Consider the following 18,285-nt stretch of genomic DNA (forward strand, 5'->3'; position numbering starts at 1 on the left):
TAGAAGCCGCAGCAGCCCCGCACTGTACCCCCCTCAATCCCCCTGCCCCCCGTATACGGGGGGTTGGGAGGGAAGGGGGGGCGGTCGGAGCCGGGTAGTTTACGCAGCTCGGAAAAGCCAGTTGCCGGAGTGGGATCCTGTCGATGGAGGCAGCTCCTTCTCAAGAGCAAACGCCAAGGCTAGAGTCGCTTTGCCATGGGCAAGGTCGGATTCGAACCGACACGGTTTCCCGCCGCATTTTGAGTGCGGTGCGTCTACCAGTTCCGCCACTCGCCCAGGCTTGAACCATTATCCTACTGAACCGGCGAAACCTCGTCAACCACCCCTACGCGCCGGGGGCTTGCTCGAGTTGCTGGGCTTTTTGCCGCAGCTTGCGGGTTTGCTCCATCACCTCCTCCAGATCTTCCTGGGAGAGGCGCTCTACGTAGTTGATCTTGATCTCTTCCAGCAAGTCTTGCAGCAGGGAGCGGATCTCATCCAGAGCATGTTGCTGGGTAAGTTCACCTGCCAAGACTTCGCCAAATCGCCGCAACAGTTGGGCCACCAGCTTGGAGCCGACGGGATCCTCGAAGCTGTTGGTCAAGGCTTTGTAGGTGGTGGTGGTCAGCTCGCCGGCCAGGCGCTCCGTCAGTTGGCTGGGCAGGGATCCGAGGCCGGGCAGCCGTTCCAGGGTTTGCAGGGCGGGGAGTTGTTTGAGCAGGCCATCCAGGTTGTAGCGGAGCCATTGCTCCACCTCCGGCTGAACCTGGGGCAAGACGCGGTAGAGGACGGTGCGAAAAACCAGGTTGGCAATGGCTTCCAGCTCGTTGATCTCGTTGAGGTCGATGTAGCTGCGGGAGGGATCGGCTGCCGGCAGCAGGGGCAGGGATCCCCGCTGGATGGATGCCTGGATTTGGTTGATCACCCGCACGACGATGACCTCGGTCAGGTCTTCGGCGAAGTTGGTGACAAAGCCCTGGCTTACCTGGGCCCGGACCCGCTCCAGATCCAGCAACTGCGCCTGTCCCAGCCGGATGGTGACGGGGATCACCCGCAGCCAGCGCCAAAAGGGCAACAGCAGCAGCACATCGTACCAGCGCCAGAGCATGGCATCCAGCCAATTGACGCCGGTGTAGCGGCGGCTGATGGCCACCGTGCGCAGGACAAATTCCAGCCCAAACAGCAACACAAAGGGAAAATCCAGCAGCGGAAAAAAGTCCACGGGGCTGCCGCTCTCGCCGATGGGGCGGGAGTAGTTGGTCTCGAAGAGGGGGCGCAGCCGGGCCTGGAAAAATTCGATCCCGTCTTTGGGATCGACGCTGGCCAAGTATTCGGCAGTCCAGAAGCGGGCGAAGGCGGCCCTGGCCGAGTCGGCTCCGGGGATGTGCTCCCGCATCAAGTTGAGGATGCGCACAAACTGGCCGGTTTTGTTGGCGGCCTGAAAGGGGTTGGTCTCGATCATCTCGTCGCTCAGTTGCCGCAAGCGGGCCAGGAGCGGCGCCGCCGCTTCCGACTCCACCCCAAAGCGCAGGGTGACCTGGCGCAGCTCATCCACCAGGGCCAAGTAGCGCTGGGTTTCCGGGTTGGGCTCAATGCCTTTCACCGGGTCATACAGGTCGGTTACCGGGGAGCGGCTGGTCTGTTGGGAGAGGATGGGCAGGGGAATGGGAGGGCCAAAGGCGCCGAAGATCTGCACCCGCCCCTGGAGCCAAAAGTCCCGCCAGGGCACGTAGCTGAGGTCGAAGAGCACCCAGCACAGGTTGCCCAGGGCCAGCAGAGCCATTCCTCTTTCGTAGAGGAGCAGCCAGCGACTTCGTCCCTTGCGAACAGAACGTTTGATAATGCGTCGGGCCGCGTTCATGATCTCGGGCAACGGGTCGGGTGAAGCCAGCCCTAGCCTACCACCCCTGGCTTGAGCTTCTCTGGGCCGCGGCAAGCTGTTGCACAACCTGGCCGAACTGCTGCCAGATGGCCTCTGCCTGTGGCCCCACCTGGCGCAGGATCCAGCCCTGACAGACGGGATCCGGAGACTTGACCAGCCAGTGTGGGGATTCTGTCCCGCTGACGTGAACGGTCGGCCAAGTGGGTTCCGGCCAGTCCCCCAGCAAATACAGGGATCCCCAGCAGAGATGGGATCCCAGCACCGACGCGGTGGAGACATGCTGGTGGGGAAAGCGGAGATCGATGTGTTCTTGCAGCCAGAGCTTTTTCTGGCGGCTAGCAGATGGGCTCCCGGCAGCGACCCAAACCCGCAAGCTGCTGGAAAGGCGCCGAAACTGCCAGCATTCCCCCATGGCCAGCCGCCCGGCCGTCCAGATCTCGGCATAGGCCAGGCGGGCACTGGGATCCAGCTCGATCTGCACCTGTTGGCGGAAGTCTGCTCCTGCGCCGGGAATGGTCGGGTGAGGGATCCAGATCAGTTGGCTGGTGGGGGCCAGCTTGACCTTGGCCTGTTGCCGGATCAGGCCGGGGTGGAGGCGGGTTGCCCCCTGGGTGCGAATTGCCAGCCCTGCGCCTGCCCCCAGCTCGATCGCGATGCGGTGGCGATCCCCGCCCAGCAGGCCGCCGTTGGGGTTGCGCAGGTAATAGAGGGGCGGCTCACCGGGGGATCCCAGCCATTGCAGGGGGGCCTGAGAATACTCCCAAATGCGGGCATGTTCGCCTTGGCGGCTGATCTTCAAGAGGGCCTTGCCGAAGGTCACAGGCGGCTTACAGAGGGGGAGTTAGCCTGGATGGGGCAAAAGAGCACCTCCCGCTTCAGCCAGCTCAGGATCTGATCCAGTCCCTCGCCCGTGCGCAGGTTGGTAAAGACAAAGGGCCTGTCTCCCCGCATGCGGCGGGCATCCCGTTCCATCACCCCCAAGTCCGCCCCCACATAGGGCGCCAGGTCGATCCTGTTGATCACCAGCAGGTCGGAGCGGGTGATCCCCGGCCCCCCTTGCGCGGGATCTTGTCCCCTTCGGCCACATCAATAACATTCAATAACATAGATGCAGGCATCCACCAGCTCTGGGCTGAAGGTGGCCGCCAAGTTATCCCCTCCCGATTCCACCAAGATGGGATTCAGGGGACAGAAGCGGCGCTCCAGCTCCTGAATGGCATCGAGGTTGAGGGAGGCGTCTTCCCGAATGGCCGTGTGGGGACAGCCGCCGGTCTCCACGCCGATGATCCGCTCCGCCGCCAGCGCCTTGGCCCGCACCAAAAACTCGGCATCTTCGCGGGTATATTAGTCTCCACGGCCAAAGACAAGGGATCCCGCAGTGCCAGACAGAGCTTTTCCACCAGGGCGGTCTTCCCGGATCCCATCGGGCCGCCAATGCCAACCCGCACCGGCTGAGCAGTCTGCGCCATTTTGCCCGACCTCTGATACCTGATACTCTTTTTGGGCATTCTAGAACTAGACGCTTGCAAGGGATCCGGGTATGGTTCGACTTTTGGTGGCAACTGCCGTAGTGCTGGTGGGCTTTCTGGTGGTGAACCGGCTCTACCGCAACCCGCTCAGTTCAGAGCCAAGTCCAGAGCAGGCCAGCCCAGAAGCCGCCCAGCAAGGGATCCCCCAGGGAGGGCCGCTGCAGATCTACCAATCGCGGGAACAGCTCCAGCAAACCCTCAACCAAGGGGCTACAGCTACCCAACAGCAGGTAGAAGCCCTCGAGCAGTCCTTGGGCAATTAGTTGTGGCGGGCAGGAGGAGATATCCCCCAAACGCGCTAAAGTCGAGAATGCTGCAATTTTTTATAGATCATCCATGCGGATCCCTCCTGTTCCTCCGGAAAAAGCCGACAAGCAACTGCAGAAGGTTTACGAAAGCCTAGAAAAAACCTATGGCACCGCCCTCAACCCGCTACAGGTAATGGCCCACAAGCCGCAGCTGATGCGGGCGGTGATGAACCTGTACGGAGCGCTGCACACCGACAACCCCAACCTGCCCGAGGAGCTAAAAGAGCTGGTCAGCATCCGCATTGCCCAGATCAACGGCTGCCGCCACTACTGCCTGCCCTACCACACCCTGCAGGCGCAAAAACACGGCGCCTCCCCGGCCAAAATTGCCGCGGTGGCCCAGGCCCGCACCAGCGCCCTCTACACCGAAGCCGAGAAGCTGGCCATCGAGTACGCCGAGCGCATGACCGTGCCCAGCATGGTGGTGACCGACAGCTTCTTTGCCCGCCTCAAAACCATTTGGTCAGACGAAGATCTGGTGGAGCTCTCGGCCTGGATTGGCTTTATGAACTTCTGGACCAAGGTCATCGCCGCTTTGGATGTGCCTCTGGATCCCATCTTTGCCGAGCAGCTCCAGGCTTCCTAGTTTCCCAGGTTCTGATGAAGGATGGAGGAACTCCCCTCTTTTGCCAAAAAAGGGGGCAGAAGGATAGACACCCTTCCATAAAGGCTGCTGCCTAGGCCCAGTCATCCCGTGTACTGAAGCTGCGGCCGTAGACCTGGCCGCGGGCGTGGATCTGGCGGGTGCGGGCAAACAGCTCCTCTTCGCTCAGGCCCCACTGTTCCAAGATCTGATCCAAATCCCGCTGCAGATCCCAGGCGCCGGGAAAGCCGTGGTAGCGGATGCGCAGACGGGCCACTTCGGCCAGCACCCAATCCGAGGGGGGGCTCTCCTGCACTTGGGCCATCAGCTCGTTGAGAAGAGCCCGATCGGTGTCGTATTGCGGATGCTGCTGCTCCCGTCGAGAGGAGCTGTTTGTAGGGGAACCAGCCATTGCTCTCCCTCCTTTTTTTCACGTTAGCTGAGTCATCAAGAGCTCCTCAATAGCAAGAATTGGGATCCCTGATGGCCCGAGAGCTCGAGGAACCGCGGGAAAGCCGCTATACTGCAAATGTTGCAGACCATAAACATTCTTCAGTTGCGGAGGCGGCGGCCATGCCCATGCCCATGATCGAGACCCGTACTGACCGGATGCTGCTCAACTTTGGGCCGCACCATCCTTCTATGCACGGGGTCTTGCGCCTGCTGGTCACCCTCGATGGCGAAAACATCGTCGACTGCGAGCCGGTGATTGGCTATCTGCACCGCGGCATGGAAAAAATTGCCGAAAACCGCACCGTGGTGCAGTACCTGCCCTACGTCTCCCGCTGGGACTACGGTGCCGGCATGTTCAACGAGGCCATCACCGTCAACGCCGTCGAGAAACTGGCTGGGATCCCGGTGCCCCGGCGGGCCAGCTACCTGCGGGTGATCATGTTGGAGCTGACCCGCATCACCAACCACCTGCTCTGGTTTGGCCCCTTCTTGGCCGACCTGGGCGCCCAAACCCCCTTCCTCTACGCCATGCGGGAGCGGGAGTGGATCTTGGATTTGTTTGAAGCCGTCACCGGCATGCGCCTCATCAACAACAACTACTTCCGCGTCGGGGGCGTGGCGGTGGATCTGCCCTACGGCTGGACGGAAAAATGCCTCGATTTTTGCGAGTACTTCCTGCCCAAGGTAGATGAGTACGAGCGGCTGGTTACCGACAACCCCATCTTCCGCCGGCGGCTGGAAGGGATAGGGGTCATCTCCAAGCAAGATGCCATCAACTGGGGCCTGTCTGGGCCCATGCTGCGGGCCTGCGGCGTCAACTGGGATCTGCGCAAGGTGGATCACTACGAGTGCTACGACGACTTCGACTGGGAGGTGGCGGTTTACCCAGAGGGGGATTGCCTGGCCCGCTATCGAGTGCGCATGAAGGAGATGCGCGAGTCCTGCAAAATTGTGCAGCAGGCGGTGAAGGCCCTGCCCGGTGGCCCCTTTGAAAATCTGGAAGCCAAGCGCATGCTGGAGGGGCCAAAGTCGGAGTGGAACAAGGGCGACTACCAGTTCATCAGCAAAAAGCCCTCGGCCAACTTCAAGATCCCCAAAGGAGAGGCCTACGTACGGGTGGAGAGCGCCAAAGGGGAGCTGGGCATTTACATCGTCGGCGACGACAACGTCTGTCCGTGGCGCTGGAAGATCCGTCCACCCGGCTTTGTCAACCTGCAGGTGTTGCCTCAGCTCATTCGCGGCATGAAGGTGGCCGACATGATCGCCATCTTGGGCAGCATCGACATCATTATGGGGGAGGTGGATCGCTAAGATACTCGTAGGAAAGGGAGGACAAGGGCGATGGCCTGGGCGATCTTGCTTCTGCCGCTCCTGATTGTCGTAACTATTGCCGCGATTATCGGTCCCAAGCAATGGGCCAAGTACCAAGAAGAAAGGCGCCGCCGCGCCGAAGAGTTATCCGACGCCCGCCTGCAGGCCATCATTCAGCAGGAGCTGCGCCGCCGCCACCGTCCCCCTCAGTCGGATCCCAACGGCAAAGCCTAGTTATTAGATCCACAGACTCCAGTGCCTTTTTTGACTCACCGTCTCTAGGGAGCCACTCAACCCCATGACAGCCGCCGGCATTGACCTACAGCTTGGTTTTGAAACAGCCCTGCAAAACTTGGGCCTGAGCCCAGGCGCTGCCCACGCTTTGTGGGTACCTTTGCCCATGTTGCTCATGGTCATCGCCGCCACCTTGGGAGTGATGGTCATGACCTGGCTAGAGCGCAAGATCTCGGCGGCGGCCCAACAGCGGATTGGCCCCAACATGGCTGGGCCCCACGGGGTACTGATCCCGATTGCCGATGGCATCAAGCTCTTAACGAAGGAAGATGTGCTGCCCAGCTTGGCCGACCCAGTTTTGTTCACGCTGGGGCCGATCCTGGTTTTCCTGCCGGTCTTTTTGTGTTATCTGGTGGTTCCCTTCGGCCAGAACCTATTGATCTCCAACATCGCCATCGGGGTGTTTTTCTTGATCGCCACCTCCAGCGTGCAGCCCATCGGCCTGTTGATGTCGGGCTACGGCTCCAACAACAAGTATTCTCTGCTGGGGGGGCTGCGGGCGGCGGCCCAGTCAATTAGCTACGAACTGCCCTTGGCCTTGTCGGTGCTGGCGGTGGTGCTGATGAGCAACGGCCTGGACACCGTGGGGATCGTGGAGCAGCAGAGTGGGCTGGGGATCCTCAGTTGGAACGTGTGGCGGCAGCCGATTGGCTTTGTCATTTTCCTGATCTCGGCGCTGGCGGAAACCGAACGGATCCCCTTTGATTTGCCGGAAGCCGAAGAGGAGCTGGTGGCCGGCTACCAGACGGAGTACTCCGGCATGAAATTTGCCCTGTTTTACCTGGGATCCTACGCCAACTTGCTGCTGGCCTCTCTCATTGCGGCGGTGTTGTACTTGGGCGGCTGGTCGTTTGTGGTGCCGGTGGAAACAATTGCCGCCTGGCTCGGGATCCCGTTGGACAACCCCTTTTTGCAGATCGGCGCGGCGGTGTTGGGCATTCTCATGACGATGGTCAAGGCTTTTATCTTTGTGTTTTTGGCCATCCTCTTGCGCTGGACCCTGCCGCGGGTGCGCATTGACCAGCTGTTGGATTTGGGGTGGAAATTTCTGCTGCCCGTCTCGTTTGTGAATTTGCTGTTGACGGCGGCTTTGAAACTTGCCTTCCCGAGCGTTTTCGGGGGTTGAATGAAAAGTAAAGAAAGCGAGAGAGGGAGAGGACAGGCCATGACTTTTCTCAAGCGCGTTGGCGAATACGTAAGCGATGCCTTCAAAGCAGCCAAGTACATCGGTCAGGGGATGGGAGTGGTCTTCGACCATATGAACCGCCGGCCTGTAACTGTCCAGTATCCCTTTGAGAAGCTGATCCCCTCTGAGCGCTTTCGGGGACGCATTCACTTTGAGTTCGATAAGTGCATTGCCTGCGAGATCTGTGTTCGGGTTTGCCCCATCGACCTGCCGGTGGTGGACTGGGTCTACAACACCGAGCTGAAGAAGAAAGAGCTCTACAGTTACAGCATCGATTTTGGGGTGTGCATTTTCTGCGCCAATTGCGTGGAGTTTTGCCCCACCAACTGCCTCTCGGTTACCGAAGACTATGAACTGGCCACCTACGACCGCCACGAGCTGAACTACCACCAGGTGGCGCTGGGCCGCTTGCCTTCCAAGGTCACGGAAGACCCGATGGTGACGCCGCTGCGGGAGTTTGCCTATCTGCCCAAGGGGGTGATCGATCCCCACGAGCTGCCTGCCGGATCTCAGCGGGCCGGCAAGCGACCGGAGGAGATTCTGGCCGAGATGAAAGCAGCCAAAGAGGCGGAAGCGAAATCAGCCAAGGCCGCCGTAGAATAGCCTGAACAGATGACCGGGATCCCTGGAGTAGGGATCCCGTCTGTTTGTATATGGGTGGTTCGGCAGCGGTATTGTCGTCTCAAGTAAGACTACAGCTTTTTCACTTTCCAAACACTCGGCACTGCTGTCCCTCACCCCCGACCCCTCTCCCAGGGGGAGAGGGGATGTAGACTCTGCTTTAAGAAGGTGTTTTGTGGCTACTATGGCTGTTTGAACTTGTGGGAGAAAAGTTTTCTGGATCCCTGAGTCAAGAATTAATTTGAATGGGGGTGTCCAAGATGGATGGATGCCAGCTTTAGCTAACTTTAGGGAAAGGAAAAGGTAAACCTACCTGCCAAGCCAGGAGAGGTGGCCGATCCGCTGAAGGTTTGTGCGGCGCTTCCGCTTTTGCGAACCGTTACGGTGAACGGAACGGGAGCGGTTACCTGCGAACAGCGACGGAACAAGCTCACCTCAATAAACCTCAATAAGGTACAGGCCTGAGGGCGGGCTGGAGGCCCAAAAGACATTCTCCACAGGGTTTTCCGTTACGGCAACGCAGTCGGCATTGGCATCCACGTCCAGCCGTCCTCCAGAAGGGATAACCCGATTGTTAAAAAACACCGTCTGCTGCCCGGGATCCGTGACATATAAGTCAAGCTCATCGATAGTGTTCCAGGCTAGAGTAATCTGAATAGGGCCGGTGCCGAGCACCCGAGGAGTTGGCGATGGCCTCGGAGTGGGGGTAGGAGCCAGGGTTGGGGCAGGTGTAACTGTCGGTATCGGGGCAGGAGCCAGGGTTGGGGCAGGTGTAACTGTCGGTATCGGGGTAGGCGCAGATCCGCCGCCGATCCTCTCAGCAAAGTTGCCCTGGAAGCTGTTGCCGGCCAAGTAGGCAGCGACTACTGCCTCTGGCGTGCCGGGGGCCACTTGAATGGCTACCCCCGCGCCCTCGCCCCGAGCTAGGAACGTATTCCCAACAATGGTGCGAGCCTGGGTTCCTTGCAAAATGCGAATGCCGACACTGCCGACTATCCTGCCCACGCCGATCCGGTTGGATTGAATCGCTGGCGCCGATCCCGCTCCATCCAGTTGGATCCCGGTGGTGCCAGCCATGTCTCTTTGCCGCGCCTGCAACGCCAAGCCAGCCGCGGCGGTGGCTGGATCCCCTTCGATCTGGTTGTTGCGGAAGATCCCGCCGGAGTTGTTGCTGTAGCGAACTGCCAAAGCTCCCAAAGCTTGCAGAAGGATCGCGTTGTTCTCCAGGAGCGGGTTACTCCCCGGCACAGTGCCTACACCTACGCCTCCTGCCTTGCTGACACTGACTGAGATGCTTGCAATACGGCCACTGCCCGAGACCTGCACACAGGGATCCAAAAATTGCTGGCAAAAAATCTGGGCCAATTGGTTTAAAGCTCCCTCCAAAACGGCAGCGTTGCCGTTGACCAAGATGTTGGAGCGGGGGTCGTTGAGGGTAACCTTGCTCGGCTGAAAGGTGCCACCGTTGACCTGCACCCTTCCGCCTTCCAACACCACCTCCACCCCTTGCAGGCTGGTTTGGCTGGCTACGATCACGTCGAACAACCCGGCCAGGATCTCATAAGCTGTGGAGCTGGTAATCCGAATCCGCCCGCCATTGGTGCCGTCGCCCCCATCCAAGGCCAGATCCTTCTCTAGCCTCTCCTTGCCCGCCCCCAAAATCTGGATCAGCACCTCTAGCCCCTCTGTGGCATTTTGCAGCCGCTGCGCCTGTGCCACAGCATCGGCCAGCTTGGTAAAGGGGCCCTTGGCTGGATCCACTTGCAGGATGACGGGCCCACCACCTGGCGATGGTGGGGGAGGAGAGTTGCCCGTGCCTCCTCCTCCACAGCCGAAAGCGATCCCTGCCAACAGAGTCAGCAAGAGGGAACCGGTTCGCCAGCTAGATCGGGATACTTGGCCGTCTGTGGAAAGGGGGCCTTTCATCGGTGGAAAATCCTTGGCAAGTCCCTATCGGTCAAGCCTATCAGAACTGCGGATACCTAGAGCCCGGATGAACCCCTGGGATCCAATTCTCTCAAGCAGAGCCTCCCAAAAGGGATCCCTGCCCTATTGAACTTGGCAGAGGATCCGCAATCAGTACAGTTAAAATTTCTTCGAGAAATTTGGAGTTCTAGGGGGGCTGCCCCAAGTAACTCGACAGGGGGTTGCTGAAGGAAGGGTTGCCGGCCAACCACGACCTGCAACAATGGCAAGCAGACCAGGGTAGACGCTGAGCCGCTATATCCTGAGAACGGGTCCAGATAGGGTTACAGGTCAGCCATGTCCTCTTTCGTTCGCTCGGTTGCGCCGCAGCAGCTAGCTGCCCGCCTGAGGGATCCCGAGGCTGGCCCTCTGCAACTCATCGATGTGCGGGAACCGGCCGAGTTGGAGTTGGCCAATCTCAGTGCCCTCGGGTTTCGCAACTACCCCTTGAGCCAGTACCAAGAGTGGCGCGAGCAAATCTTGAGGGAGCTCGATCCCCATTGTCCAACCTTTGTCCTCTGCCACCACGGCATCCGCTCTGCCCAAGTGAGCCAGTGGCTGCTGGCCAACGGCTTCAGCCAGGTCTACAACATCAGCGGCGGCATCCACGCCTGGGCTCTTGAGGTGGATCCCAGCCTGCCCACTTATTGAGCTTCTACAGCGTCAGGGATCCCACCTTTTGTTCTAACAACTGGGCCAGATCTTGCAAGAAGGCCGCCGCGTGGGCGCCGTAAATAACGCGGTGGTCGCAGGTGAGGTTGACCTGCATCTGGGAGCGGATGGCGATGGCTTTTTCTGGTGTGGCCACCACGGTGGGGCGAGCAGCGCCGACGGCCAAAATAGCTCCTTGGTTGGGAGGCAGGATGGCGTCGAAGCGATCCACCCCAAACATGCCCAGGTTGGAGAGGGTAAAGGTGCCGCTGTTGTACTCCTCCGGCTGCAGTTGCTTGCGCCGCGCCCGCTCCACCAGATCCTTCCAGCGGCGGGAGATCTCGTAGAGATCGGTCCGGTTGGCCTGCTTGAGCACAGGGGTGATCAGGCCGCCGTCTTCCATGGCCACCGCCACGGCAATGTTGATCTCGGCTTTGTAGTGGATCCCGTTTTCCGTGTAGCTGGCGTTGAGGAGGGGATGCTTTTCTAGGGTCAGGGCCACCGCTTTCACCAAAAGGGCCGTCAGGGTTACCCCTTTGGGCTTCACCTGTTGGTAAAGCTGATCCAGGCTGTCGGTGGTGATGGTGTAGCCGACGTGGAACACCGGCACGCCCAAGCTGGCGTTCATGTTGCGCACCACCGCCGCCTGCAACGTGCTCAAGGGAACCACTTCTCCCAACGGGGCAGCCGCAGAGACAGGGGGGGGAGCTGCCGCTTGCGTAGAGGCGGCCTGAGCTGCAGCCCGCTCCACATCTTCGGCCACGATGCGCCCACCAGGGCCGGAGCCGCGCACCGTGCGCAGGTCGATCCCCAGGCTTTCTGCCAATTTTTTCGCCCGTGGGGAAGCCAGGATCCGCTGGGATCCGGCCCCGTTGGAGCCAGTTGGAAGGGTGGGGGTGGGGATCGCCGCAGGGACAGGGGTTGGCTGTTGAACTGTGGGGGTGGGGACTGCAGTAGGTGCAGTTGCCGGTAGAGCACCCTTAGAGAGGGCCTTGGCTCGCTCTTGGGCCTCGGCCACCTCCGCTTCGGTTTCGGCAATGAGGGCGATGGGGGCGCCCACCGGCGCCGATTCCCCTGCTGGGATGAGGATGCTGGCCAGAATGCCGCTGTGGAAGGACTCCACGTCCATGTCCGCCTTGTCCGACTCCACCACCAGGATGTTTTCCCCTTTCTCCACCCGGTCGCCGGGGTTTTTCAGCCAGGCGACGATCTTGCCCGTTTCCATGGTGGAGCTGAGGGCCGGCATGGAGAGTTCGTGGATCATGGCGGGGATGGCAACACAGCAGAGAAGATTGTAACCCAGCAGACGGGATCCCGGCGCCGCCCCCTGGGCCTATCGGCCAGCTTCTGCCTCGGCCACCACCAACAGGGTTTTCAGCAGGGAATCGGGGTTGAGGCTGATGGAGTCGATCCCCTGCTGCACCAGGAAGCGGGCAAAGTCGGGGTAGTCGCTGGGGGCTTGTCCACAGATGCCGATCTTGCGCCCGTGGCTTTTCACCGTCTGGATTACCTGGGCGATCAGCCGCTTAACGGCCTCGTGGCGCTCGTCAAAAAGATGGGCCACCAGGGCGGAGTCGCGGTCCAACCCCAGGGTAAGCTGGGTGAGGTCGTTGGAGCCGATGGAGAAGCCGTCGAAGATCTGGCAGAACTCGTCGGCCAGGATGACGTTGCTGGGCAGCTCGCACATGACGTACACCTGCAGGCCGTTTTCCCCCCGCACCAGGCCGTGGCGGGCCATCTCCTCCAGCACCCTGTGTCCCTCTTCGGGGGTGCGGCAGAAGGGGATCATCAAGATGACGTTGGCCAGGCCCATCTCGTCCCGCACCCGTTTCATGGCCCGGCACTCAAGGGCAAAGCCGTCGCGATAGCGGGGATCCGTGTAGCGGGAGGCCCCCCGCCAGCCAATCATGGGGTTTTCCTCGTGGGGCTCGTAGCGGGCTCCGCCCAGCAGGTGGGCGTATTCGTTGCTCTTGAAGTCCGACAGCCGCACGATCACCGGCTTGGGGTAGAAGGCGGCGGCGATGGTGGCCACCCCCTGGGCCAGCTTGTCCACAAAGTACTCCGGCTTGTCAGGGTACTGGGCGGTGAGCTCCGCCAGGCGCGGCTCCTCCTTGACGGCCTGCTCGTAGTGGAGCAAAGCCAAGGGATGGACCTGGATGTGGTTGGCGATGATGAACTCCAGCCGTGCCAGACCCACGCCATCGCAAGGGATCTCGCTGAGGCCAAGGGCTTTTTCCGGGTTGCCCACGTTCATCATCAGTTGGGTGCGGGGGCGGGGCAGCTCCTCGAGGGGGATCTCTGTAACTTCATAGGACAGCAAGCCAGGATAGACGCGCCCTTCTTCCCCCTCGGCGCAGGAGATGGTGATGGGATCGCCGGAGCGGAGTACTTGCGTGGCGCTGCCGCAGCCAACAATGGCCGGGATCCCCAGCTCGCGGGCAATGATGGCCGCATGGCAGGTTCTGCCCCCCTGGTTGGTGACGATGGCGCTGGCCTTTTTCATGATCGGCTCCCAGTCGGGATCCGTTTTTTCGGTCACCAGCACCTCGCCGGCTTGGAACTGATCCGAGCGGCGCACATCCAAAATGACGCGGGCCGTGCCCTGGCCAATGGCCTCTCCCACCGCCCGTCCCCGCACCAGGGGTTCTGGGCGGGCCTGCGGCTGGGTAAAGCGATAGGTCTTGAGGCGGTTGGCGGCCTTTTGGGATTGCACCGTCTCAGGGCGGGCCTGGACGATGAACAGCTCGCCGCTGATCCCGTCTTTGGCCCACTCGATGTCCATGGGGGTGAAGCGGCCCCGCAGCGCCGAGTAGTGCTCTTCGATGAGGCAGGCCCAGCGAGCCAGCTCTAGGATCTCGTCGTCCTTGAGGGCATATTGCCGGCGCAGGCTCTCGGGGACGGGTACGTTTTTGGTGGAACGGGATCCCTCCTCGTCGTAGACCAGCTTCAGGGCCTTACTGCCCAGCTTGCGGGAGAGGATGGGCCGCCGCCCCTGCTGGAGGGTGGGCTTGAAGACCACGTATTCGTCGGGGTTGACGATCCCTTGCACCACGTTTTCCCCCAGCCCGTAGGCGGCGGTGATCAGCACCGCGTCTTTAAAGCCCGTTTCTGGGTCGATGGAGAACATCACCCCCGAACAGGCCAAGTCCGAGCGCACCATCTTCTGTACCCCCACCGAGAGGGCCACCTGGAAGTGGTCGAAGCCCTTGATCTGGCGGTAGGAGATGGCCCGGTCGGTAAACAGGCTGGCAAAGCAGCGGTGGCAGGCCTGCAGCACCGCCTTGATCCCGTGCACGTTGAGGTAGGTCTCCTGCTGGCCGGCAAAGCTGGCATCCGGCAGGTCTTCGGCGGTGGCGCTGGAGCGCACCGCCACATCGGTATCGGGGCCGTAGCGCTCGCACAGCTCCTGGTAGGCCTTGGCAATGGCCTGCTCCAGCTCTGGGGGGAAAGGCGTCTGCAAAATCAAGGTGCGGGCGGCCTTGCCCCGCTCGCGCAGGTTCCGCACATCCTCGATATCGAGGTCTTTGAAGATCTCCCGCAGCTTCTCCTCGAGGCCGGCAGCGGCGATGAACTGGCGATAGGCATGGGCGGTGGTGGCAAACCCCAGGGGCACGCGGATCCCTTTGGGGGCTAGCTGCTGCAGCATTTCTCCCAAGGAGGCGTTTTTCCCGCCCACCTGGGCCACGTCCCGCAGCCCCACTTCGGTGAGGGGCACAACCAAGGGCGGCTCTGAGCCAAGCTGGCGTTGAGAGGGCTGTTGAAGTTGGGATCCCAGCGTTGCTCCATCCGACATGCTCTGTCTCCTTATGCCCATCAGACTCAAATGTGAACCACGGCTGTAATACTTACGTGCAGCCAAAAACCATCCCCCAGCCAGAATCTGGCCTGGCTTTGAGGGTCTATACCCTCACTGTACTGAGGGTTTTCCGCTGGTTAAAATCCCGGCGCAACCCCCTAGAAAAGGCTGAGAAGGGGTTGACACAAAGCCATCTCGCCAGGATCCATCTGAGAAGGTTGCCACAAATCTTCGACCTTTTTTATCTAATGCAAAAGTAACCGCTCTGCCACCATGTTTTCAAAGCAGCAGTTGGCGGAAACAGGGCAAATGGAAGACCCCAGAGATCCAGTGGCAGCAATTCGCCAGGTAAGAGTGACGGAAAAACAGCAGGGCTTGCGGCTGGATCGGGGGTTGGCAGAACAACTGCCGGAGCTGTCGCGCTCGCGCCTGCAGCAGCTTATCCGCCAGGGCCAAGTTTGGCTGAACGGCCAGCCCTGCCTGGATAAGGATCGCCCCCTGCAGGCCGGGGATCAAATCGAGGTGCGGATCCCGCCGGCCACCCCCACCCCCTTGCAGCCGGAGCGGATCCCCTTAGATATCCTCTATGAAGATGAGGATCTGCTTGTCATCAACAAGCCGCGCGGCCTGGTGGTGCACCCGGCTCCTGGACATGCCAGCGGCACCCTAGTGCATGCGCTGCTGGCCCACTGTCCTCGCCTTTCTGGGATCAACGGCGAGCAGCGTCCGGGGATCGTCCATCGCCTCGACAAGGACACCACCGGCGCCCTGGTGATCGCCAAACACGATCAGGCCCACCAGCACCTGCAGGCTCAGATTCAAGCCAAGACCGCTCGGCGCATCTACCTAGGGGTGGTGTTTGGCCGGCCAGCCCAAAGCCAAGGTACCATCTCTGCCCCCATTGGCCGCCACCCGGTGGATCGCCAGAAGATGGCCGTCCTGCCCCCCGGCCAAGGGCGAGCGGCGGTAACCCACTGGCAGGTGCTGGAGCGCCTGGGCAACTACACCCTGATGCAGTTTGAGCTGGAGACCGGGCGCACCCATCAAATTCGGGTGCACGCCGCCCACCTGCGCCTGCCCATTGTCGGGGATCCCCTCTACACCCAGAGCAAAACCAGCCCCGTCAAACTCAGCGGCCAAGCTCTGCATGCCTGGAAGCTCTCCTTTGTCCACCCGCGCACCGGCCAGCCGCTGCAGGTTACCGCCCCTCTGCCGGAAGAGTTCGAGCGGCTGCTACGGCAGTTGCGCAGCCAGGCCGGCTAGGCAGCCTCAGAGGTCGCTCTCCGCTCTGTCTAGCCTGTCCAATTGGGGTTCATGCTGATCCCCGTCCCCAAGAAGTTTCAGCCTTCAGCAAATCTTTAGAGAAGTCGGAAGTATTTTTGCCAGGTGAGTTGTTTAGAATGCGCTCATCCTGGCCAAGGTAAGCAATGCTACGTCAGATAGAGCGGATCCTGAAGCTAGATATGCTGCTGCGCTCCGGACAGCGAAAGACAGCCGCTTCGCTGGCTGAGGCTTTGGAGGTAAGTAAACTACCCGACACCCGCGCTATGCGCAGGGTGCGGGCTTTATCCCAATCCCTAGCTGACCCAGAGGACAGCTAAGTTTCGGAATTTCAGGCGAGTTTACAGTCGCCCCAAGGAGAGAGATTACTTGAGCAGCGTTATAGTCAGCATCCCCTTCCCACCCGCAGTGTCCACACTTGAACAACTTGCCGCTGCGGTAGGACTTACCCTGCTCAGGGTGGATGTGCAGGCATTTGTGGCAGGTCTGCGACGTGTAGGCAGGCGGCACCAGCACCACAGGCACTCCAGCAATGGCAGCCTTGTAGGTCACAAACATCCTGAGTTGGTAGAACGCCCAGTTATTGGTTCTGCGGCGCTCAGCTTTACTCCGAGGTTTCTGATTCAAGCGCTCTCGGATGTCTGTCAAGTCCTCAAAAGCCAGTGCCGCACCAATAGCCTGGGCATCCCTGACCAAGGTTTTGCTGATGTTATGGTTCAGCCATGTCTGGTAGCGCCGTTCTCTCCCAGAGAGCCTTCTCAACAGCCTCCTAGAGCTGCGAGTGCGTTTGGATTGAACCTTGGCGCGTACACGGCTGAACCGGTCACGGACGGCCTGGATGTGTTCTCCACTCCAAGAGCGTCCGTTGCTAGCGGTGGCGATATCCCGCCTGCCCAAGTCAACTCCGATTACCTTTGGAGTTTTACCGGTCGGGGGAGTGTCCAACTCAACCGCAATGTTGATGTAGTAGTCCCCTTGCTTGGTCTTGGACAGAGTAGCGCTGGTGGGCGTTTGCCCCCGCAGCAAAGCGATTTGATAACCGCCAATCTTGAGCTTGAGCCAAACCCGTCCGCTCATCAGGGTCACGCCCACGGCTTGGTCGGACTCTCGGTACTTAAAAGTACGCACATCCAAAGTCAGGCTGGTGGGGCGAAACTTGTGGACTTGTTTCACCGCTTTGGCGTTGCTAATCACACGGCGGAGCGCCTGACAGACGTGGTTGGCTTTCAACCCCGTTGCCGCTCTCACTGGCCTATAAACCAAGTGGTGCAGCTTGGCGGTGTTCCAGCAGTTCTTTTGTTTGGCGGTGTCGAGAATCTGGTTGCAAGCATTCGCAAAGCCCTGCAAAGTGCGGTCAATTTCTTGACGCAACTCTTGTGGGACTATCAGCTTGCAACGTACAGAGATAATCTGGCTCATGGGCTTATTGTAGCTCATCCAGGCTTTGACTAGCAGGCGGGCTTTCCTCCCGGCACCAAGCCTGCGGCTATGGTGCGGGCCTCCAGCCCGAAAATAGGTGAACGAACGGTTCGAGCGGATATTAGTTTCTTGAAGGATCGCTTTCAAGCCCCCATCAAAGTCAGCCGTGAAAAAGGGTATCACTACACTGATCGGGAATGGCGCTTGCCGACGATACCCCTCACTAAGGGGGAGCTGTTTGCCCTGACTTTGGGAGGGAGAATGCTGGAAGCCTACGCCGGATCGGCCTATGCCCCGCAGTTGCGCTCGGCAATTGGGCGGTTGGCGCAACGGCTTCCAGAGCAGGAGTGGCTGGATCTCCAGCAGCTAGCCGATGAGCGGCTCATCTTTCGGGCAGGGGCAGAAACCCATCTGGATTGGGAGATTTGGCAGCGGTTGGAGGATGCCTGTCGGGAGAAAAGACGAGTGTGGATGCGCTATCGCACCGCCAGCCGAGGCGATCAAGTGTCGGAACGGGAGTTGGATCCCTATCTCTTGCACATCTACCGCGGCACCAATCCCTACGTGATTGGCTGGTGCCACAAAAGACAAGAAGTGCGCTGGTTCGTTGTCCCCACACCCGTGGGGGTGAACCGACAAATACAGCCAGCTGGTGCGTCATTTGCCGAGTTGTCCCCACACCCGTGGGGGTGAACCAGGCGTTGCGCCAAGGTTCACCTATTCCCCGGAGAGTTGTCCCCACACCCGTGGGGGTGAACCGGCCACCCGTCGCACCGCGTCGGCCAGGTTGGGCAGTTGTCCCCACACCCGTGGGGGTGAACCGGTGGTGCTGGTGCGCCCCGCCGGCTCCAGTTTGGGTTGTCCCCACACCCGTGGGGGTGAACCGCCAGTAAGAGATTCACGATGGAAGTGAACAACCCGTTGTCCCCACACCCGTGGGGGTGAACCGCCGCCGGACGCGCCAGATGAGCCGCCAGCAGAGCGTTGTCCCCACACCCGTGGGGGTGAACCGCGCTCAATCTGCTCA

Annotated in this window: 15 protein-coding genes, 1 tRNA gene, 2 pseudogenes and 1 CRISPR repeat array (1 of these 19 running past the window's edge); of the genes and pseudogenes, 9 read left to right on the top strand and 9 right to left on the bottom strand. The window is 60.5% G+C overall.

Going from position 1 to position 18,285, the window contains the following annotated elements:
* Positions 1–196 precede the first annotated feature (196 nt).
* The 4 genes and pseudogenes from SYN60AY4M2_RS04380 to ureG all read right to left on the bottom strand — a co-directional run bounded on the left by SYN60AY4M2_RS04380 (position 197) and on the right by ureG (position 3,330).
* Positions 197–276, bottom strand: a tRNA-Leu gene (locus tag SYN60AY4M2_RS04380).
* Between the two features lie 49 nt (positions 277–325).
* Complete coding sequence (locus SYN60AY4M2_RS04385) at positions 326–1,840, bottom strand: hypothetical protein (RefSeq protein WP_099812368.1); 1,515 nt, start codon at positions 1,838–1,840, stop codon at positions 326–328.
* 37 nt (positions 1,841–1,877) lie between these two features.
* The gene (locus SYN60AY4M2_RS04390) at positions 1,878–2,681 is read right to left on the bottom strand and encodes an urease accessory protein UreD (RefSeq protein WP_099812369.1); all 804 of its coding nucleotides are present in this window, start codon (positions 2,679–2,681) and stop codon (positions 1,878–1,880) included.
* A pseudogene (ureG, locus tag SYN60AY4M2_RS04395) lies at positions 2,678–3,330 on the bottom strand (urease accessory protein UreG). Before ureG ends, SYN60AY4M2_RS04390 begins: the two are co-directional and overlap by 4 nt.
* 71 nt (positions 3,331–3,401) lie before the next feature.
* Here ureG and SYN60AY4M2_RS04400 point away from each other — a divergent pair.
* Entirely contained in the window at positions 3,402–3,653 is a 252-nt protein-coding gene (locus tag SYN60AY4M2_RS04400) for a hypothetical protein (RefSeq protein WP_011429644.1), read from the top strand.
* 73 nt (positions 3,654–3,726) lie between these two features.
* Positions 3,727–4,284 (top strand): carboxymuconolactone decarboxylase family protein, encoded by a 558-nt coding sequence (locus SYN60AY4M2_RS04405; RefSeq protein ID WP_011429643.1) that lies wholly within the window; start codon positions 3,727–3,729, stop codon positions 4,282–4,284.
* A gap of 91 nt (positions 4,285–4,375) precedes the next feature.
* Here SYN60AY4M2_RS04405 and SYN60AY4M2_RS04410 read toward each other — a convergent pair whose 3' ends face one another.
* Entirely contained in the window at positions 4,376–4,693 is a 318-nt protein-coding gene (locus SYN60AY4M2_RS04410; protein WP_011429642.1) for a DUF3288 family protein, read from the bottom strand.
* A 167-nt stretch (positions 4,694–4,860) separates the two neighbouring features.
* Between SYN60AY4M2_RS04410 and SYN60AY4M2_RS04415 the strand changes: the two genes are divergently transcribed.
* The 4 genes from SYN60AY4M2_RS04415 (at position 4,861) to ndhI (ending at position 8,128) form a co-directional block, all read left to right on the top strand.
* The gene (locus SYN60AY4M2_RS04415; RefSeq protein ID WP_011429641.1) at positions 4,861–6,045 is read left to right on the top strand and encodes an NAD(P)H-quinone oxidoreductase subunit H; all 1,185 of its coding nucleotides are present in this window, start codon (positions 4,861–4,863) and stop codon (positions 6,043–6,045) included.
* 30 nt (positions 6,046–6,075) lie between these two features.
* The gene (locus SYN60AY4M2_RS04420) at positions 6,076–6,279 is read left to right on the top strand and encodes a hypothetical protein (RefSeq protein WP_011429640.1); all 204 of its coding nucleotides are present in this window, start codon (positions 6,076–6,078) and stop codon (positions 6,277–6,279) included.
* A 64-nt stretch (positions 6,280–6,343) separates the two neighbouring features.
* Positions 6,344–7,465, top strand: coding sequence for an NADH-quinone oxidoreductase subunit NuoH (gene nuoH / locus SYN60AY4M2_RS04425; protein WP_099812370.1), 1,122 nt, complete (start codon positions 6,344–6,346; stop codon positions 7,463–7,465).
* A 39-nt stretch (positions 7,466–7,504) separates the two neighbouring features.
* Positions 7,505–8,128 (top strand): NAD(P)H-quinone oxidoreductase subunit I, encoded by a 624-nt coding sequence (ndhI, locus tag SYN60AY4M2_RS04430; protein ID WP_099812371.1) that lies wholly within the window; start codon positions 7,505–7,507, stop codon positions 8,126–8,128.
* Positions 8,129–8,581: 453 nt separating this feature from the next.
* Here ndhI and SYN60AY4M2_RS04435 read toward each other — a convergent pair whose 3' ends face one another.
* Positions 8,582–10,009 (bottom strand): right-handed parallel beta-helix repeat-containing protein, encoded by a 1,428-nt coding sequence (locus SYN60AY4M2_RS04435; RefSeq protein ID WP_276307357.1) that lies wholly within the window; start codon positions 10,007–10,009, stop codon positions 8,582–8,584.
* A 399-nt stretch (positions 10,010–10,408) separates the two neighbouring features.
* Here SYN60AY4M2_RS04435 and SYN60AY4M2_RS04440 point away from each other — a divergent pair, with 399 nt between their 5' ends.
* Positions 10,409–10,762, top strand: a complete 354-nt coding sequence (locus SYN60AY4M2_RS04440; RefSeq protein WP_099812372.1) for a rhodanese-like domain-containing protein — start codon at positions 10,409–10,411, stop codon at positions 10,760–10,762.
* A 4-nt stretch (positions 10,763–10,766) separates the two neighbouring features.
* On the opposite strand, the gene SYN60AY4M2_RS04445 is transcribed toward SYN60AY4M2_RS04440, so the two are convergent.
* Together SYN60AY4M2_RS04445 and ppsA are read right to left on the bottom strand one after the other, a co-directional pair.
* Complete coding sequence (locus SYN60AY4M2_RS04445) at positions 10,767–12,026, bottom strand: dihydrolipoamide acetyltransferase family protein (protein WP_099812373.1); 1,260 nt, start codon at positions 12,024–12,026, stop codon at positions 10,767–10,769.
* A gap of 69 nt (positions 12,027–12,095) precedes the next feature.
* On the bottom strand, positions 12,096–14,555 hold the full coding sequence (ppsA, locus tag SYN60AY4M2_RS04450; protein WP_206336812.1) for a phosphoenolpyruvate synthase: 2,460 nt from the start codon (positions 14,553–14,555) through the stop codon (positions 12,096–12,098).
* Positions 14,556–14,867: 312 nt separating this feature from the next.
* Between ppsA and SYN60AY4M2_RS04455 the strand changes: the two genes are divergently transcribed.
* Entirely contained in the window at positions 14,868–15,821 is a 954-nt protein-coding gene (locus SYN60AY4M2_RS04455; protein ID WP_099813240.1) for an RluA family pseudouridine synthase, read from the top strand.
* Positions 15,822–16,103: 282 nt separating this feature from the next.
* Here the strand turns inward: SYN60AY4M2_RS04455 and SYN60AY4M2_RS04460 are convergent, their stop codons facing one another.
* Entirely contained in the window at positions 16,104–17,258 is a 1,155-nt protein-coding gene (locus SYN60AY4M2_RS04460) for an RNA-guided endonuclease TnpB family protein (protein ID WP_099813241.1), read from the bottom strand.
* A gap of 471 nt (positions 17,259–17,729) precedes the next feature.
* Between SYN60AY4M2_RS04460 and SYN60AY4M2_RS14370 the strand changes: the two are divergent.
* Positions 17,730–17,810, top strand: a pseudogene (locus SYN60AY4M2_RS14370) (hypothetical protein); the annotation flags it as partial.
* Between the two features lie 54 nt (positions 17,811–17,864).
* A CRISPR array of direct repeats spans positions 17,865–18,285; the repeat unit is 28 nt; unit sequence GTTGTCCCCACACCCGTGGGGGTGAACC; it runs 111 nt beyond the window's last position.

Origin of the sequence: Synechococcus sp. 60AY4M2, from assembly GCF_002760375.1 — a bacterium.
Classification (GTDB): Bacteria; Cyanobacteriota; Cyanobacteriia; order Thermostichales; family Thermostichaceae; genus Thermostichus.

Excerpts from the sequence above, each read along its gene's own strand:
- SYN60AY4M2_RS04385 (WP_099812368.1), bottom strand. The coding sequence starts at position 1,840 with ATGAACGCGGCCCGACGCATTATCAAACGTTCTGTTCGCAAGGGACGA.
- SYN60AY4M2_RS04400 (WP_011429644.1), top strand. The coding sequence starts at position 3,402 with ATGGTTCGACTTTTGGTGGCAACTGCCGTAGTGCTGGTGGGCTTTCTG.
- SYN60AY4M2_RS04405 (WP_011429643.1), top strand. The coding sequence starts at position 3,727 with ATGCGGATCCCTCCTGTTCCTCCGGAAAAAGCCGACAAGCAACTGCAG.
- SYN60AY4M2_RS04410 (WP_011429642.1), bottom strand. The coding sequence starts at position 4,693 with ATGGCTGGTTCCCCTACAAACAGCTCCTCTCGACGGGAGCAGCAGCAT.
- SYN60AY4M2_RS04415 (WP_011429641.1), top strand. The coding sequence starts at position 4,861 with ATGCCCATGATCGAGACCCGTACTGACCGGATGCTGCTCAACTTTGGG.
- SYN60AY4M2_RS04420 (WP_011429640.1), top strand. The coding sequence starts at position 6,076 with ATGGCCTGGGCGATCTTGCTTCTGCCGCTCCTGATTGTCGTAACTATT.
- nuoH (WP_099812370.1), top strand. The coding sequence starts at position 6,344 with ATGACAGCCGCCGGCATTGACCTACAGCTTGGTTTTGAAACAGCCCTG.
- ndhI (WP_099812371.1), top strand. The coding sequence starts at position 7,505 with ATGACTTTTCTCAAGCGCGTTGGCGAATACGTAAGCGATGCCTTCAAA.
- SYN60AY4M2_RS04440 (WP_099812372.1), top strand. The coding sequence starts at position 10,409 with ATGTCCTCTTTCGTTCGCTCGGTTGCGCCGCAGCAGCTAGCTGCCCGC.
- SYN60AY4M2_RS04445 (WP_099812373.1), bottom strand. The coding sequence starts at position 12,026 with ATGATCCACGAACTCTCCATGCCGGCCCTCAGCTCCACCATGGAAACG.
- ppsA (WP_206336812.1), bottom strand. The coding sequence starts at position 14,555 with ATGTCGGATGGAGCAACGCTGGGATCCCAACTTCAACAGCCCTCTCAA.
- SYN60AY4M2_RS04455 (WP_099813240.1), top strand. The coding sequence starts at position 14,868 with ATGGAAGACCCCAGAGATCCAGTGGCAGCAATTCGCCAGGTAAGAGTG.
- SYN60AY4M2_RS04460 (WP_099813241.1), bottom strand. The coding sequence starts at position 17,258 with ATGAGCCAGATTATCTCTGTACGTTGCAAGCTGATAGTCCCACAAGAG.